At 60.8% G+C, this 15,211-nt stretch carries 16 protein-coding genes; all 16 read left to right on the top strand.

Translation table 11 applies throughout. The features are described 5' to 3' along the window. Positions 1 to 39 precede the first annotated feature (39 nt). The 16 genes from caiB to thiL all read left to right on the top strand — a co-directional run bounded on the left by caiB (position 40) and on the right by thiL (position 15,211). Positions 40 to 1,263, top strand: a complete 1,224-nt coding sequence (gene caiB / locus QUE41_RS04910; protein ID WP_286341811.1) for an L-carnitine CoA-transferase — start codon at positions 40 to 42, stop codon at positions 1,261 to 1,263. A 100-nt stretch (positions 1,264 to 1,363) separates the two neighbouring features. Further along, complete coding sequence (gene caiC / locus QUE41_RS04915; RefSeq protein ID WP_286341812.1) at positions 1,364 to 2,920, top strand: crotonobetaine/carnitine-CoA ligase; 1,557 nt, start codon at positions 1,364 to 1,366, stop codon at positions 2,918 to 2,920. A gap of 52 nt (positions 2,921 to 2,972) precedes the next feature. Then, positions 2,973 to 3,758, top strand: a complete 786-nt coding sequence (caiD, locus tag QUE41_RS04920) for a crotonobetainyl-CoA hydratase (protein WP_286341813.1) — start codon at positions 2,973 to 2,975, stop codon at positions 3,756 to 3,758. A 285-nt stretch (positions 3,759 to 4,043) separates the two neighbouring features. Next, a complete protein-coding gene (caiE, locus tag QUE41_RS04925; protein WP_286341814.1) occupies positions 4,044 to 4,634 on the top strand; it encodes a carnitine operon protein CaiE in 591 nt (196 codons plus the stop codon). A 154-nt stretch (positions 4,635 to 4,788) separates the two neighbouring features. Then, positions 4,789 to 5,730 (top strand): LipP1 family hormone-sensitive lipase, encoded by a 942-nt coding sequence (lipP1, locus tag QUE41_RS04930; protein WP_286341815.1) that lies wholly within the window; start codon positions 4,789 to 4,791, stop codon positions 5,728 to 5,730. 10 nt (positions 5,731 to 5,740) lie between these two features. Beyond that, on the top strand, positions 5,741 to 6,070 hold the full coding sequence (locus tag QUE41_RS04935) for an SMR family transporter (RefSeq protein ID WP_286341816.1): 330 nt from the start codon (positions 5,741 to 5,743) through the stop codon (positions 6,068 to 6,070). Positions 6,071 to 6,104: 34 nt separating this feature from the next. After that, the gene (locus QUE41_RS04940) at positions 6,105 to 7,736 is read left to right on the top strand and encodes a methyl-accepting chemotaxis protein (RefSeq protein ID WP_286341817.1); all 1,632 of its coding nucleotides are present in this window, start codon (positions 6,105 to 6,107) and stop codon (positions 7,734 to 7,736) included. 12 nt (positions 7,737 to 7,748) lie between these two features. Continuing rightward, positions 7,749 to 8,132, top strand: coding sequence for an aspartate 1-decarboxylase (gene panD / locus QUE41_RS04945; protein WP_286341818.1), 384 nt, complete (start codon positions 7,749 to 7,751; stop codon positions 8,130 to 8,132). 179 nt (positions 8,133 to 8,311) lie between these two features. Next, positions 8,312 to 9,568 carry a serine hydroxymethyltransferase gene (gene glyA / locus QUE41_RS04950; protein ID WP_286341819.1) on the top strand — a complete coding sequence of 419 codons (1,257 nt, stop codon included), beginning with the start codon at positions 8,312 to 8,314 and terminating at the stop codon, positions 9,566 to 9,568. Positions 9,569 to 9,830: 262 nt separating this feature from the next. Continuing rightward, a complete protein-coding gene (gene nrdR, locus QUE41_RS04955; protein ID WP_028109885.1) occupies positions 9,831 to 10,280 on the top strand; it encodes a transcriptional regulator NrdR in 450 nt (149 codons plus the stop codon). Beyond that, the gene (ribD, locus tag QUE41_RS04960; RefSeq protein ID WP_286341820.1) at positions 10,280 to 11,392 is read left to right on the top strand and encodes a bifunctional diaminohydroxyphosphoribosylaminopyrimidine deaminase/5-amino-6-(5-phosphoribosylamino)uracil reductase RibD; all 1,113 of its coding nucleotides are present in this window, start codon (positions 10,280 to 10,282) and stop codon (positions 11,390 to 11,392) included. The genes nrdR and ribD overlap by 1 nt, the downstream gene beginning before the upstream one ends. Next, positions 11,393 to 12,049 carry a riboflavin synthase gene (locus tag QUE41_RS04965; protein ID WP_286341821.1) on the top strand — a complete coding sequence of 219 codons (657 nt, stop codon included), beginning with the start codon at positions 11,393 to 11,395 and terminating at the stop codon, positions 12,047 to 12,049. Between the two features lie 13 nt (positions 12,050 to 12,062). Beyond that, on the top strand, positions 12,063 to 13,169 hold the full coding sequence (gene ribBA, locus QUE41_RS04970; RefSeq protein ID WP_286341822.1) for a bifunctional 3,4-dihydroxy-2-butanone-4-phosphate synthase/GTP cyclohydrolase II: 1,107 nt from the start codon (positions 12,063 to 12,065) through the stop codon (positions 13,167 to 13,169). A gap of 110 nt (positions 13,170 to 13,279) precedes the next feature. After that, complete coding sequence (gene ribH, locus QUE41_RS04975; RefSeq protein ID WP_028109889.1) at positions 13,280 to 13,744, top strand: 6,7-dimethyl-8-ribityllumazine synthase; 465 nt, start codon at positions 13,280 to 13,282, stop codon at positions 13,742 to 13,744. 27 nt (positions 13,745 to 13,771) lie between these two features. After that, on the top strand, positions 13,772 to 14,182 hold the full coding sequence (gene nusB / locus QUE41_RS04980) for a transcription antitermination factor NusB (protein WP_028109890.1): 411 nt from the start codon (positions 13,772 to 13,774) through the stop codon (positions 14,180 to 14,182). 63 nt (positions 14,183 to 14,245) lie between these two features. Continuing rightward, positions 14,246 to 15,211 carry a thiamine-phosphate kinase gene (gene thiL, locus QUE41_RS04985; protein WP_502876014.1) on the top strand — a complete coding sequence of 322 codons (966 nt, stop codon included), beginning with the start codon at positions 14,246 to 14,248 and terminating at the stop codon, positions 15,209 to 15,211.

The following is a 15,211-nucleotide window of genomic DNA, read 5'->3' on the forward strand; positions in this document are numbered from 1 at the left end:
GCGCTCCAACACAGACAGATTTTGAAAAGGACGACCATCATGTCCCAAAAGCTTTTCACTCCCGAGTTCGGCCCCCTGGCGGGCGTACGGGTTGTATTCTCCGGCATCGAAATTGCCGGTCCCTTCTCTGCCCAGATGATGGCGGAGTGGGGCGCCGAGGTGATCTGGATTGAGAACGTGGCTTACACCGACACCATCCGGGTGCAGCCCAACTACCCAGAGCTGTCGCGCCGTAACCTGCATGCCCTCTCCCTGAACATCTTCAAGGATGAGGGGCGCGAGGCCTTCCTCAAGCTGATGGAGACCACCGACATCTTCATCGAAGCCAGCAAAGGGCCCGCCTTTGCCCGCCGTGGCATCACCGATGAATTGCTGTGGGAGCGCAACCCCAAGCTGGTGATCGCCCACCTGTCCGGTTTCGGTCAGTACGGCACCGACGAGTACACCAACCTGGCGGCTTACAACACCATCGCCCAGGGCTTCAGTGGCTACCTGATGCAGAACGGCGACATCGAACAGCCTGCCGCTGCCTTCCCCTATGCCGCCGACTACTTCTCCGGCCTGACCGTGACCAGTGCCGCCCTGGCGGCGTTCCACAAGGCCAAGGAGACCGGTAAGGGCGAGAGCATCGACGTGGCCATGTATGAAGTGATGCTGCGTATGGGCCAGTACTTCATGATGGACTACTTCAACGGCGGCAAGATGGCCCCCCGTCAGTACAAGGGACGGGATCCCTACTATGCCGGTTGCGGCCTGTACAAGTGTGAAGATGGCTACATCGTCATGGAGATGGTGGGCGTCAATCAGATTGAGGAGCTGTTCAAGGATATCGGCCTGGGCCACCTGCTGGGTACCGAGGCGATTCCAGAGGGCACTCAGCTTATCCACCGCATCGAGTGTCCTCACGGCCAGGAGATCGAGGATGCCCTGGACCGTTACATCAATACCCGCTCCGTGGCCGAGGTGCGCGAGCGCTTTGCCGAGCTGAAGATCGCCTGCGCCAAGGTGCTCAGTGCCGAGGACCTGGAGGAGAACCCCCAGTACGTGGCGCGGGAGTCCATCACCCAATGGCAGACCCTCAAGGGCGACACCTGCAAGGGCCCCAACGTGATGCCCAAGTTCAAGAACAACCCCTGCAAGATCTGGCGCGGCATGCCGGGTCACGGCATGGACACCGCCGCCATTTTGAGCGAAATCGGTTACAGCGATGAGGCGATTGAGCAGCTGGCGGAGAAGGGGCTGGCCAAGGTCTCTGACAAATAGTCATTGGAGATCACGAGTCCGGAGTGACGGGCGTGACAACCCTCACTCCGGAAATTAGGGTTTTCCCATCCTGAACTTGGTTTGATGTGAAAGGTAGCAGATGGACATTATTAACGGACAGAGTTTGCGAGAAGCCTGGGATGACCTGGCGCAACTGCATGGCGACAAAACGGCGCTGATCTTTGAGGACGTGGCGGGGCACACCAGACAGTACAGCTACGCCCAGCTCAATGACGAGATCAACCGAACCGCCAATCTGTTCACCGCCCGAGGCATCAGAAAAGGTGACCGGGTGGCTCTGCATCTGAACAACAGCGTGGAGTTCATCCAGTGCTGGTTTGGCCTGGCCAAGATCGGCGCGGTGATGGTGCCCATCAACACTCACCTGCTGCAGGAGGAGTGCGCCTACATCGTTCACCAGTGTCAGGTGAAGGCGGTGGTGACCCGCCCCGAGTTCCTGCCCATCTACCTGGAGATTCAGCAGAGCCAGCCGGTGTTGACCGAGCTGCTGATCACCGGCGGCAGCGGCAGCCTCAACGGCACCGCCAACTTTGATCGCCTGCTGGCTCAGCAATGCACCGAGCTGAAAAGCCAGGAGAGCGTCAGCGCCGAGGATGTGGCGGAGATCATGTTCACCTCAGGAACCACCTCTAGGCCCAAAGGGGTGGTGATCACCCACTACAACCTGAGGTTTGCCGGCTACTACACCGCTTGGCAGATCGCCCTGCGCAGTGACGATGTTTACCTGACGGCAACCCCGGCGTATCACATCGATTGCCAGTGTACCGCCGCCATGGCGGCCTTCTCCTCCGGCGCCACCTTTGTGTTGCTGGAGAAGTTCAGTGCCCGGGCATTCTGGGGTCAGGTGGTGAAGTACCAGGCCACGGTGACCGAGTGCATACCACTGATGATGCGCACCATGATGATGCAGCCGCGTCAGCCCTGGGAGCGCAACCACCGGCTGCGTGAGGTGCTGTTCTACCTGAGCATGTCCGATCAGGAGAAGGACGCATTCATCGACCGTTTCGGTGTGCGCATCTTCACCTCCTGGGGGATGACCGAGACCATCGTCGGCATCATTGGCGATCGTCCCGGGGATAAGCGCCGCTGGCCCTCCATCGGCCGCACCGGCCTCTGTTATGAGGCCAGAATCGCCGGCCCGGAAGGGGGCACCTTGGCCCCGGGGGAGATTGGCGAGATTCAGGTGCGGGGAGAGCCGGGTAAAACCCTGTTTAAGGAGTATTACCAGGCTCCGGAGATCACCGCTCGGGCCTTCACCAGCGACGGCTGGCTGAAAACCGGTGACTCCGCCTATCGGGACGAAGAGGGGTTCTTCTTCTTCGTCGATCGGGCCAGCAACATGATCAAGCGTTGCGGTGAGAACGTCTCCTGTCTGGAGATCGAGAACATCATCTCGGAGATTCCCGAAGTGGTGGAGGCCGCGGTCATCGGGGTGAAAGACTCTATTCGTGATGAAGCCATCAAAGCTTTCGTGGTAATTAATGACGGGGCTGAGATTGGTGAAGAAGAGATATTGGAATATTGCGTTAAGAACATGGCGAAATTCAAAGTTCCCTCCTTTATCGAATTGAGGGGCGCCCTACCCAAAACTTGCACGGGTAAGGTTCAGAAACATTTGCTGTGTGAAGTGAATTAATACCAACTTTTAATGGATGGAGTCATTAAATGACTCTTATTGGAGAAAGAGTATGAGCGAATCATTGCACGTTACCCGACATGGCCACGTTCTGGAGATTGTTCTGGACCGTCCCAAGGCCAATGCCATTGACGCCAAGACCAGCTACGCCATGGGCGAAGTGTTCATGATGTTCCGGGATGACCCGGAGCTTCGGGTGGCCATCATCACCGGTGCCGGCGAGCGCTTCTTCTCTGCGGGCTGGGATCTCAAGGCCGCCGCCGAAGGGGAAGCGCCGGATGCCGACTTCGGTCCTGGCGGCTTCGCTGGCCTGACCGAGCTGTTCGATCTGGATAAGCCGGTGATCGCCGCGGTGAACGGTTACGCCTTCGGCGGTGGCTTCGAGCTGGCCCTGGCGGCGGACATGATCGTCTGCGCCGATAACGCCAGCTTCGCCCTGCCTGAAGCCAAGCTGGGCATCGTACCCGACAGTGGCGGCATGCTGCGTCTGCCCAAGGTGATGCCTCAGGCCATCGTTACCGAGATGATGATGACCGGTCGCCGCATGGACGCCGAGGAGGCGCTGCGCTGGGGTGTGGTCAACCGTGTGGTACCCGTGGATCAGCTGATGGACAGTGCCCGTGAGCTGGCGGCCCAGATCGCTCAGAGTGCCCCTCTGGCGGTGGCTGCCCTGAAGGAGGTGTGTCGCACCACCGCCGAGATGACCGTGGAAGAGGGCTATCGCTTTACCCGCAGTGGCGCGCTGAAACACTACCCGGCAGTGCTGCACTCCGAGGATGCCCTGGAGGGGCCCGCCGCTTTTGCAGAGAAGCGCGATCCTGTTTGGAAAGGAAAGTAATCATCATCGTTTGACCGTTTATTTTTTCTCATGGAATGAGAAGGTAAAAATAAACGCCGTATTCACTTAACCCTTTGGGTTATTAGAGTTCAAAACTATTTATCTGGTTTGTTTCTGACAATCCGGAGGGATAAGTGTTTTTTCAACCTGTACCTATCGAGCGTTAGCGTTATCGCTTGGCGAGCTCTACACGAGGAATTCTGGCGGGTGTGCCATAAGTAGAGTCTCGCCCTTTTTTTATTTTTATCTCGTGAGTTGATATCACGTTTTTTATCTGGAGTGGTGATGCCCTGTTACCAGTTTGAAGGCCTGACACCTGTGGTGGACCCCAGTGCCTATGTGCATCCGACGGCGGTGCTTATCGGCGACGTCATCATTGGCGCTGATGTCTATGTTGGCCCCAATGCGGTGCTGCGTGGAGACTTCGGCAGGTTGATCCTGGAGTCCGGCTCCAATCTGCAGGATGGCTGCATCATGCACGGCTACTGTGACCATGACACCAAGGTGGAGGCCAATGGCCATATCGGTCATGGGGCGGTGCTCCATGGCTGCACCATCGGCCGCGATGCCCTGGTGGGGATGAACGCCGTGGTGATGGATGGGGCGGTGATCGGCCCCCAAAGCCTGGTGGCAGCCATGAGCTTCGTCAAAGTGGGCTTTCAGGGAGCGCCCAGGCAGTTGCTGGCGGGCAGTCCTGCCCGGGTGAAGCGCAGCCTCACCGAGCAGGACCTGGAGTGGAAGCGCCTCAACACCCTGGAGTACCAGGCCCTGGCCAAACGCAGTGCCCTCTCCATGACGCCGGTTGCCCCCCTGACCAGGCCTGAAACGAACAGACCCAGGCTGACAGGCGTTACCGAGGTGACGCCCTCAGCCTGATACCGATTTTGTCGCCTGCCGGAGGAGCAAACACTGTCATCTGCCGGAGTGTATCCACCTCTCTCATCCTCGGATCCCCTGCGGGCAATTTCGGGGGGCGACACCCTACACCCCGGGGCGGAAGACCGCCTCATTGATAACCAAGGAGACGTTGATGTCACTGGACCCTCAAGTGGCGGCCTACCTGGAAGAGGTACGCCAATCCGGAGCCAAGCCCTATGAGGCGATGACGCCGCAGGAAGCCCGGGCCCTGGAGCTCTCTGGCGGCGAGCCAGCCCGAACCCCGGAGCCCGTGGCGGCCGTAGAGCATCTGTTCATCCCCGGCCCCACGGCGGATCTGCCGGTGCGCCTCTACCGGCCCGCTGGCGTCACCGCTCCCGAGCAGGGGATGCCGGCGCTGATCTTCTTCCACGGCAGCGGCTGGATGGTGTCCAACGTCGGCACCAACGACCCCTTCGCCCGGGCACTGGCCAATCGCACCGGCGCCGTGGTGGTGGCGGTCAACTACCAGAAAGCCCCGGAGCATAAGTTCCCCATCCCCATGGAGGACTGCTTCGCATCCACCCAATGGGTGTTTGACCACGCGGCCGCTCTGGGTCTGGATCCCCAGCGCATCGGCCTGTTTGGCGACAGTGCCGGCGGCAACCTGGCCGCCGCCGTGGCCCTGCGTTGCCGGGATGAGCAGGGTCCAAGCCTGGCCTGTCAGGTGCTGGTGTACCCCGCCGTCCAGTACGGCCTGGAGACCCGCTCCATGGTGGAGCACGGCACAGGTTACCTGCTTGAGCGGGCCAGCATGGAGTATTACTGGGGCCACTATATGCGCGCCCCTACCGACGCCCTGCACCCCTACTGCGCGCCTCTGGGCGCCAGTGACCACAGCCGCTTGCCCCCCACCCTGATCTACTGTGCCCAGTATGACCCCCTGTGTGACGACGGCGCCCTCTACTCAGACAAGCTGGCCCGTGCCGGCGTACCGGTGCAGTACCGGGTATTCGATGGCGTGATTCATGGCTTCATCAAGATGCTGGGCAGTTGCGACCAGGCGGATCACTTCCTCGACGTGGTGGCCCGGGACGTCCGTCCACTGCTGGGCTGAGCGAAATCCGATGACCTATCTGTGGCTGTTGCTGGCCATAGTGGCGGAAGTGGCGGCCACCAGCTTGCTGGAACACACCCGGGGCTTTACCCGGGTGCTGCCTACCCTGGCGTGTCTGGTCGGGTATCTGCTGGCCTTTGCCCTGCTGGCCAGGGTGGTGACTCAGATGCCGGTGGGCATCGCCTATGCCCTGTGGTGCGGCATCGGCATGGTGCTGGTGGCGGTCATCGCCTGGTTGGTCCAGGGGCAGAAGCTGGACGGGCCGGCACTGCTGGGGTGTGGCCTGATCCTGGCCGGCTCCCTGGTTATTCATCTTTTTTCAGCGGTTTCGGTCCGCTGATACCCAAACGAATCGAGAAGCTAAGGAGTATCAGGTGAGAGTCAGTAACCTGAGTGTGAGAAACAAGATCGCCCTGGGGTATCTGGGCATCGCCCTGGCGTTTGCCCTGCTGATTGGCCTGGTGACCCGTCAGACCATGGAGATGGACAGGACCATGGCCGAATTCAGCCAGCAAACCCTGCCCAGGCTGATGTTGGTGGAGGACATGCGTGCCTTCATCATCGACTATCGAAAGTATGACTTTTCCCTGGTCTCCAATGCCGGGGATCCGGACATGGGCCTGTGGGTCGCCGACGGTCGCAAGATGCCCCTGACCATGGAGGGCCACCTTCAAGAGTATGTGGCCGGTATCGACTCCGAGCAGGAGCGCCAGACCCTGGCACAACTTCAACAAGCCTGGGAAGCCTATCTCATCGCCAATGCGCCGTTTTTGGATCTGGTCAGTGAAGACCGGTACCAGGACGCCAACGCCGCCATCATGGCCAGCTACCCCGCCTACCTCAAGCTGATGGAGGCCACCGAGGCCCTGGTGGAGTTCAATCAGCAGGTGGTGGAAGCAGACACCCTCGCCAGCCAGGAGGCCTCAACCCGCAGCTACTGGGTGCTGGGAGGGGGTGCCCTGTTGGTGGGTGTCTTTATGCTGGGAAGCGCGATGGTGCTGGTGCGCCAGATCTGCCGTCCATTGGCCAGGGTTCGGACCTTTATCTCAGCAGTGGCCCAGGGGGACCTCACCTGTCAGCTGGATCAGTCCCATTTCTCCCAGGACGAATTGGGGCAACTGGCCGCCGACAGCAGGCAGATGGGTGAGCGGCTGGCCTCTTTGGTGGCTGAAATAGCCGGGGCCGCCGATCAGCTTGGCGGGGCCATCGATGAGGTTGGCTCGGTGTCGGAGCAGGTGTCTCAGGGGATGGCGCAACAGCAGGCGCGCATCGGCTCCATCGCCGCCGCCATGACCCAGATGCAGACCACGGTGGATGAGGTGGCGCGCAACACTCAGTCCGCCTCGGGTTCGGCGGATCAGGCCAATGGCGACGCCGGTTCCGGCATGAGTGAGGTGCAAAGCAGCATCCAGGGCATCGGCGAGGCGGAGAGAGTGATCCAGCAGGCGGGGGAACTGGCGGCAGAGCTGGAGCGGGAGACCAACAACATCACCGTGGTGGTGGACGTGATCCGCGAAATTGCCGACCAGACCAACCTGTTGGCCCTCAATGCCGCCATCGAGGCGGCCCGGGCGGGTGAGCAGGGCAGGGGCTTTGCGGTGGTGGCCGATGAGGTGCGCACCCTGGCCGGTCGTACCCAGGAGTCCACCAGCCGCATCAACGCCATCATCGAACAGCTGCAGGCCAGCTCCAAGCAGGCCGGCGAGGCCACCCAGGCCAGCTGCGAGCTGATCAAGAGCTGCGTGGCCCAGGCCGACAGGGCCAGCCACTCCATGACTCAGGTGGTGACCAGCATCGATGCCATCGCCGCCATGAACACCCAGATTGCCGGTGCCTGCGCCCAGCAGCAGTCGGTGGCCACCGAACTGGGCCAGAACCTGGAGGGGGTCAGTCAAGCCTCCCGGGAAGTGGCCGCCGGCTCGGCCCAGACCGCCAGGGCCAGCGTCGAGCTGGGGCAACTGGCCTCCCAGCTGCACGGCGCCGTCAGTCAATTTCGCATTCAATAGAAGAGACCACCTATGATCACAACCATGCTGAAGGGCAAGCTGCATCAGGCCCGAGTGACCCACGCCGAGCTGGAGTATGAAGGCTCCTGCGCCATCGACCGGGAGTTTCTGGCCCTGGCCGGAATCCTGGAGTACGAGAAGATCGAACTCTACAACGTCGATAACGGCGAGCGATTTGCCACCTATGCCATCGCCGCCGAGGCGGGCAGCAAGATAATTTCCGTCAATGGTGCCGCCGCCCACAAGGCCTCCCCCGGTGACCGGCTGATCATCTGCGCCTATGTGCAGATGGCCCAGCATCAGGCCCAGAACCACAAGCCCAGCCTGGTGTACCTGGCCGAGGGCAACCGGGTGAAGGGGGTTGGCCAGGGCGTGCCGGTTCAGGCCGCCGGTTAAGGGAACGCCTCGCCGATTCCCGGGGGATTGGCAAGGCGGATTTCGATGCGCAGGGATGCGCCAACTATCGCGTTCATTTATGAGGAAACAGCATCCGGGCTCATTGGACTTGGGATCGGGGTCACACAGGAGTAAACTAGTGGCCGCCTAAAAAATAACCCCCTACGCAGGAGACATGGATGCTGGAAAAAACTATGAACATCGCCGATTTTGATCCCGAACTCTGGGAAGCGATGGAAGCGGAGCGTGTCCGTCAGGAAGAGCATATCGAACTGATCGCCTCCGAAAACTACACCAGCCCCCGAGTGCTGGAGGCCCAGGGCTCTCAGCTGACCAACAAGTACGCAGAAGGCTATCCGCACAAGCGCTATTACGGTGGCTGTGAGTATGTCGACAAGTCCGAAGAGCTGGCCATCAATCGTGCCAACGAGCTGTTCGGTTCCGACTACGCCAACGTTCAGCCCCACTCCGGCTCCCAGGCCAATGCCGCGGTCTACATGGCCCTGCTGCAGCCCGGCGATACCGTACTGGGAATGAGCCTGGCCCACGGTGGCCACCTGACCCACGGCGCCAGCGTCTCCTTCTCCGGGAAAATGTACAACGCCGTTCAGTACGGTATCTCTCCTGAGACCGGTGAGATCGATTACGACGAAGTGCTGGCCCTGGCCAAAGAGCATCAGCCCAAGATGATCATCGCCGGCTTCTCCGCCTACTCCGGTGTCATCGACTGGGCCAAATTCCGCGAGATTGCCGATGAAGTGGGTGCCTACCTGTTTGTGGACATGGCCCACGTGGCGGGTCTGATTGCCGCCGGCGTCTACCCCAACCCGGTGCCTCACGCCCATGTGGTGACCACCACCACTCACAAGACCCTGGCGGGTCCCCGTGGTGGCCTGATCCTCTCCGCCTGTGGCGACGAGACCATCTACAAGAAGCTGAACTCCGCGGTGTTCCCCGGCGGTCAGGGCGGCCCTCTGTGTCACGTGATCGCCGCCAAGGCGGTGGCCTTCAAGGAAGCGCTGCAGCCTGAGTTCAAAACCTACCAGCAGCAGGTGGTGACCAACGCCCAGGCGATGGCCGAAGTGTTCATGGCCCGTGGTTATAAGGTGGTGTCCGGTGGTACTCAAAACCACCTGTTCCTGTTGGACCTCATCGACAAGGACATTACCGGTAAGGATGCGGACGCCGCCCTGGGCCGCGCCAACATCACGGTCAACAAGAACTCAGTGCCCAACGATCCCCGCAGCCCCTTTGTGACCTCTGGTCTGCGTATCGGCACCCCGGCCCTGACCCGCCGTGGCATCGACGAGGCGGAATGTCGCGAGATGACCGGCTGGATCTGCGACATCCTCGACGATTTCGGTAACGAAGCCGTGGTCGAGCGGGTGAAGTCCCAGGTGAAGGAGCTGTGTGCCCGCCGTCCGGTTTACCGCTAATCTGAATCCGGTGCGGTGACCAGTTCGTCTGTACAGGGCCCATCACTCGATGGGCCCTGTTGTTTTCCTACCCACAATGACCCGGAATCTCTTTTTGAGACCCTCCTTTGTTAGCAAAGGGTTATGGAGTCACGTCCAGACGGAGAGCCAGATCAAAGGGCGAGCCCCAAACCCCCGCAAACCGTTAACCTGAGGGCGTAAATCCGCTATTCTATGCAGTCAGTTAAGCTGTCCTGGTAAAAGGGACCCCGCCGGAGGCAACATGCACTGTCCATTTTGTTCAACCAACGACACCAAGGTGATCGACTCCCGTCTGGTGGCCGAAGGGCACCAGGTGCGACGCCGCCGTGAGTGTCTTACCTGTCATGAGCGTTTCACCACTTTCGAAACCGCCGAACTGGTGATGCCCAGGGTGATCAAACAGAACGGCACCCGAGAGCCCTTTGATGAGGAGAAACTGCGTCGTGGCATTCAGCGCGCCGTGGAGAAGCGTCCGGTGTCTCAGGAAGCCATCGAGCAGTCCCTGAGTAAGATCAAGTCCGCTCTGCGCGCCACCGGCGAGCGGGAAGTGGGTTCAGACATGGTGGGTAATCTGGTGATGGAGCAATTGATGGCCCTGGATAAGGTGGCCTACATCCGTTTCGCCTCTGTGTACCGGGCCTTCGAAGATCTGTCTCAATTCGGCGAAGCGATCGCCAAGCTGGAAAAGTAATGAACTGGTCAGAAGACGACTTTCAATTCATGCGCCGGGCCATCGAACTGGCCCGGCGCGGCCGTTTCTCTACCCGCCCCAACCCTGCAGTGGGCTGCGTCATCGTCAAGGATGGCCAGGTGGTGGGAGAGGGGTTCCATCCCAAGGCGGGTGAGCCCCATGCCGAGGTGTTTGCCCTGCGCGCCGCTGCCGAGCAGGCCCGGGGGGCCACCGCCTATGTGACCCTGGAGCCGTGCTCCCATTATGGCCGCACCCCACCTTGTGCCGAGGCCCTGATCAAGGCCGGCGTCGGCCGGGTGGTGGCCGCCATGGTGGATCCCAATCCCCAGGTGGCAGGTCGGGGCCTGACCATGTTGCGCGAAGCGGGCATCGAGGTCGCTGCGGGTTTGCTGGAGGGGGATGCCAGGGCGATCAACCCAGGTTTTATCAAAAGGATGTCCACCGGGCGTCCCTACATCCGCATCAAGCTGGCGGCTTCCATCGATGGCCGCACCGCCCTGGCCAATGGGCAGTCGAAATGGATCACCGGCCCACAAGCCAGGATGGATGTCCAGGCGATGCGTCTGGCCCACGGCGCTATCATTACCGGTGCCGACTCGGTGCTGGCGGATGACCCGTCCATGAATGTGCGCCCTGAGCAGCTGCCCGAGTCGCTGGCGTTGCCTCAGCACTGGTCTCAGCCCCTGCGGGTGGTGGTGGACGGCCGGGCCCGGCTGGCGCCACCACTGAAGATGACCGAGGTGGAGGGTCCCATGCTGCTGGCGTCCACCCAGGACTACGCTTGTGACTGGCCATCATCGGTAGAGTGCTGGCAGGGTCCCTCCAACGGGGAGAAGCTGGACCTGCAAGCCCTTATCGCCGAGCTGGCCGAACGCCAGATCAACACCGTGATGGTGGAGGCGGGGGCCTCATTGGCCGGCGCCTTTCTCAGTTCCGGTCTCTGGGATGAACTAATTCTGTATCAGGCACCTAAGATGATGGGCAGCGACGGCCGCGGGGTGGTAAACCTGCCCGAGCTGGCTGAGATGGCCCAGGTGCCGGAGTTTCAATTTAAAGACGTACGCCGGGTCGGCGCCGATTTGCGGCTGACCCTGGTGCGCGCGGAGTCATAGATGTTTACAGGCATTATCGAAGCGGTAGGCACCCTGCGTCAGCTGGAACGCCGCGGTGACGACCTCAAGGTGACCGTGGCCAGCGGCAAGCTGCCCCTGGAAGACGTGCAACTGGGAGACAGCATCGCCACCAACGGCGTCTGTCTCACCGTGGTGGAGAAGCTGGCGGACGGCTATGTGGCCGATGTGTCCGGTGAAACCCTGGCACGAACCAATTTTGCTCACTACCAGGTTGGCCAGAAGGTCAATCTGGAGCGGGCGGTGACCCCGGACACCCGTCTGGGAGGTCATCTGGTCAGCGGCCACATCGACGGCCTGGCCACAGTCGAGAGCGTCAGCCCCCGCGGACGCGCCATAGAGTATTGGCTGCGGGCCCCATCGGGCCTGGGCCGCTACATCCCCGAGAAGGGGTCGGTGACCATTGACGGCATCAGCCTGACCGCCAACGAGGTGGACGGTCACCGTTTCCGACTTACCCTGGTACCCCATACCGTCCAGGAGACCACCATAGGTGAGCTCAAGCCCGGTTCTACGGTGAACCTGGAGGTGGATCTGATCGCCCGTTATCTGGAGCGACTGATGCAACCTCTGGATGATGAGCCTGAGGCCGGCGGCATCACCATGGAGATGTTGGCAAAAACTGGATTCTTAAAATAACAAGGTCATCAAGATGGCACTGAACAGCATTGAAGAGATCATCGAGGATATCCGTCTGGGCAAGATGGTGATCCTGATGGACGACGAGGATCGCGAGAACGAGGGCGATCTGATCATGGCCGCGGAAGCGGTGACCCCGGAAGCGATCAACTTTATGGCCAAGTATGGCCGTGGATTGATCTGCATGCCCATGAGCGGTGAGCGCTGTGACCGTCTGGGTCTGCACCAGATGGTCTCCCGCCACACCGAGCAGTACGGCACCGCCTTTACCGTCTCCATCGAGGCGGCCCAAGGGGTGACTACAGGCATCTCCGCCGCCGATCGCGCGGTCACCATTTTGACCGCCGTGGCCAAGGACGCCAAGCCCACCGACCTGGTGCAGCCCGGGCATATCTTTCCCCTGCGTGCCCGTGAGGGTGGGGTGCTGACCCGAGCCGGTCACACCGAAGCCTCGGTGGACCTGGCCCGCCTGGGTGGATACGAGTCCGCCGCGGTGATCGTGGAGATCCTCAATGAGGATGGCACCATGGCCCGTCGTCCTCAGCTGGAGGAGTTTGCCGCGGAGCATGGCCTCAAGGTGGGCACCATCGCCGACCTGATTGAGTACCGCAACCTCAATGAGACCACCATTGTCCGTGAAGCCAGCTGCCGCTGGCCCACCCGCTTTGGTGAGTTTGAGCTGGTGAGCTTCCGCGACACCATTGACGGTGAAGCCCACTTTGCCCTGGTGAAGGGCGACCTGGCTGACAACCCTCTGGTCCGGGTTCATCTGCATGATGGCTTCAACGACCTGTTGTTCTCCGAACGTGGCGGCGCCAGCCCCTGGGGCCTGGACAGTGCCCTTGGCCGCATCGCCCAGGAGGAGAACGGTGTGCTGGTGCTGTTGGGTCGTCACCAGACCAGCGAAGAGCTGTTGGAGCAGATCAAAGCTTACGCCGAAGAGGACAAGGGTGCCGTTGGCCCCAAGCACAAGCCTTTCGGCACCTCCCGCACCGTGGGTGTGGGATCCCAGATCCTGGCGGAGCTGGGGGTCACCCGGATGCGTCTGCTGTCCGGGCAGAAACGTTACCACGCCCTGTCCGGTTTCGGACTGGAAGTGACCGAGTACATCGGTGAATAAAACTGGCCGGCCAGCGTTAAGTTTTTAATGCTGGCTGTGCTATCATTACGCCACTTTTCGCCCCGGTCTCATGCCGGGGCGTATACCAATCTGTTTTTTGGATATAAATCATGATTGTCATCGAAGGAAACATTGAAGCCAAAGGCGCTAAGATCGCCCTGGTGGTCGGCCGTTTTAACAGCTTTGTCGTAGAGAGCCTGGTAGAGGGCGCCATCGATACCCTGAAGCGTCTTGGTAACGTCAATGACGATGATATCTCCATCGTTCGCGTACCTGGCGCCTTCGAACTGCCTCTGGCAGCTCGCAAACTGGCTGCCAAGGGTGAGTTTGACGCCATCATCGCACTGGGTGCGGTGATCCGTGGTGGCACTCCCCACTTCGATTTCGTTGCCGGAGAGTGCAACAAGGGACTGGCACAGGTGATGCTGGAGTTTGATACTCCCGTCTCCTTCGGCGTCCTAACTACCGATACCATCGAGCAGGCCATTGAGCGTGCCGGCACCAAGGCTGGCAACAAGGGCCACGAGGCCGCAATGAGCGCCCTGGAGATGGTCAACGTCCTTAAGCAGATTTAAGAGACGTCTATAATTCAGGAGAACCAAGTGAAGCCTTCAGAGCGTCGCAAAGCCCGCCGACTGGCGGTGCAAGCCATCTATTCATGGCAATTGAGTAGAAATGATGTGGCTAACGTAGAGCACCATTTCCTCACAGAGCAGGAAACCGACGGCGTGGATGTGGCTTACTTCCGTGAACTGCTGGTTGGGGTATCGACCCACGCCAAGCAGTTGGATGAAAAGTGCAAGCCTTACCTGGCTCGTCTCATCGAGGAAGTGGACCCCATCGAACTGGCGGTTTTGCGCCTGGGCGCGTACGAGTTGCTCTATCGCGACGACGTGCCCTTCAAGGTGGCTATCAACGAAGCCATTGAACTGGCCAAGGTTTTCGCCTCCGACGACAGCCACAAGTTCGTCAACGGGGTGCTGGATAAACTGGCCAACGCCCAGAAGCGTTAAGCTTTAGCGTTGATCGATTAATGGAGCGGCCACATAACTATGTGGCCCTTTTTATGTATGCCTATTAGCGAATTTGAATTGATCGAGCGGTTCTTCCGTCAGGGATGTCAGCGAGGCAACCAGCGCAAGGACGTATTGATGGGGATCGGTGACGATGCCGCCGTCCTGAAGATGCCGGACAACAACCAGCTGGTGGCCACCACGGACACCCTGGTTGAGGGGATCCATTTCCTGCCCTCCATCGACCCTCAAGTACTGGCGTATAAGTCGGTGGCGGTCAACCTGTCGGATCTGGCCGCCATGGGCGCGGATCCCGCCTGGCTGACCCTGGCCCTGACCCTGCCGACCAGCGATGAAGCCTGGCTGGCCCGTTTCGCCGCCGGTTTGAACCAGATCTGTGAGTACTATGGTATCGCCCTGGTCGGGGGAGACACCACCCGCGGTCCGCTGACCATCACCCTGACCGCCCTGGGCCATGTGCCCGCGGACCAGTCCCTGACCCGCAGTGGTGCCAAGCCCGGAGACTGGATCTTCGTCACCGGTCACCTCGGCGACAGCGCCGCCGGCCTCAAGCTGCTCAAGGGCGAACTGGAGGCCAGTGACGACCACAAAGAGTTTCTGGTGACCCGTCACCTGAGGCCGACGCCGCGAATCCTGGCGGGACGCTCTCTGCGTGGCATTGCCAGCTCCTGCCTGGATCTCTCCGACGGCCTGGCCGGGGATCTGGAGCACATCGTCAAGGCGTCAGAGGTGTCCGCTCATGTGGAGATCGATAAGCTGCCTCTGTCCAGGGCGCTGCAGGAGACTCTGGGGCTGGAGGAGGCCCGTCAACTGGCGATCCGTGGCGGCGAAGATTATGAGCTGCTGTTCACCGTACCCGAGGCTCAGAAGGGCGCCCTGATCACCGCCCTGGGTGAGGCGGGAGTCAGCCACACCTGCATCGGCCAGGTTCGTGCCGGCAGCGGCATCCACTACTATTGCGATGGTGAGCCTCTGGCTGAGGCGCCCCAGAGCTTCCGCCACTTCTGA

It is taken from the genome of Ferrimonas sp. YFM (assembly GCF_030296015.1).
Lineage (GTDB): Bacteria > Pseudomonadota > Gammaproteobacteria > Enterobacterales > Shewanellaceae > Ferrimonas.

Coding starts and splice junctions, on each gene's coding strand:
- QUE41_RS04935 (WP_286341816.1), top strand. CDS start 5,741: ATGACCTATCTGTGGCTGTTGCTGGCCATAGTGGCGGAAGTGGCGGCC.
- caiE (WP_286341814.1), top strand. CDS start 4,044: ATGCCCTGTTACCAGTTTGAAGGCCTGACACCTGTGGTGGACCCCAGT.
- panD (WP_286341818.1), top strand. CDS start 7,749: ATGATCACAACCATGCTGAAGGGCAAGCTGCATCAGGCCCGAGTGACC.
- lipP1 (WP_286341815.1), top strand. CDS start 4,789: ATGTCACTGGACCCTCAAGTGGCGGCCTACCTGGAAGAGGTACGCCAA.
- ribBA (WP_286341822.1), top strand. CDS start 12,063: ATGGCACTGAACAGCATTGAAGAGATCATCGAGGATATCCGTCTGGGC.
- nrdR (WP_028109885.1), top strand. CDS start 9,831: ATGCACTGTCCATTTTGTTCAACCAACGACACCAAGGTGATCGACTCC.
- caiB (WP_286341811.1), top strand. CDS start 40: ATGTCCCAAAAGCTTTTCACTCCCGAGTTCGGCCCCCTGGCGGGCGTA.
- caiD (WP_286341813.1), top strand. CDS start 2,973: ATGAGCGAATCATTGCACGTTACCCGACATGGCCACGTTCTGGAGATT.
- caiC (WP_286341812.1), top strand. CDS start 1,364: ATGGACATTATTAACGGACAGAGTTTGCGAGAAGCCTGGGATGACCTG.
- ribD (WP_286341820.1), top strand. CDS start 10,280: ATGAACTGGTCAGAAGACGACTTTCAATTCATGCGCCGGGCCATCGAA.
- QUE41_RS04965 (WP_286341821.1), top strand. CDS start 11,393: ATGTTTACAGGCATTATCGAAGCGGTAGGCACCCTGCGTCAGCTGGAA.
- glyA (WP_286341819.1), top strand. CDS start 8,312: ATGCTGGAAAAAACTATGAACATCGCCGATTTTGATCCCGAACTCTGG.
- ribH (WP_028109889.1), top strand. CDS start 13,280: ATGATTGTCATCGAAGGAAACATTGAAGCCAAAGGCGCTAAGATCGCC.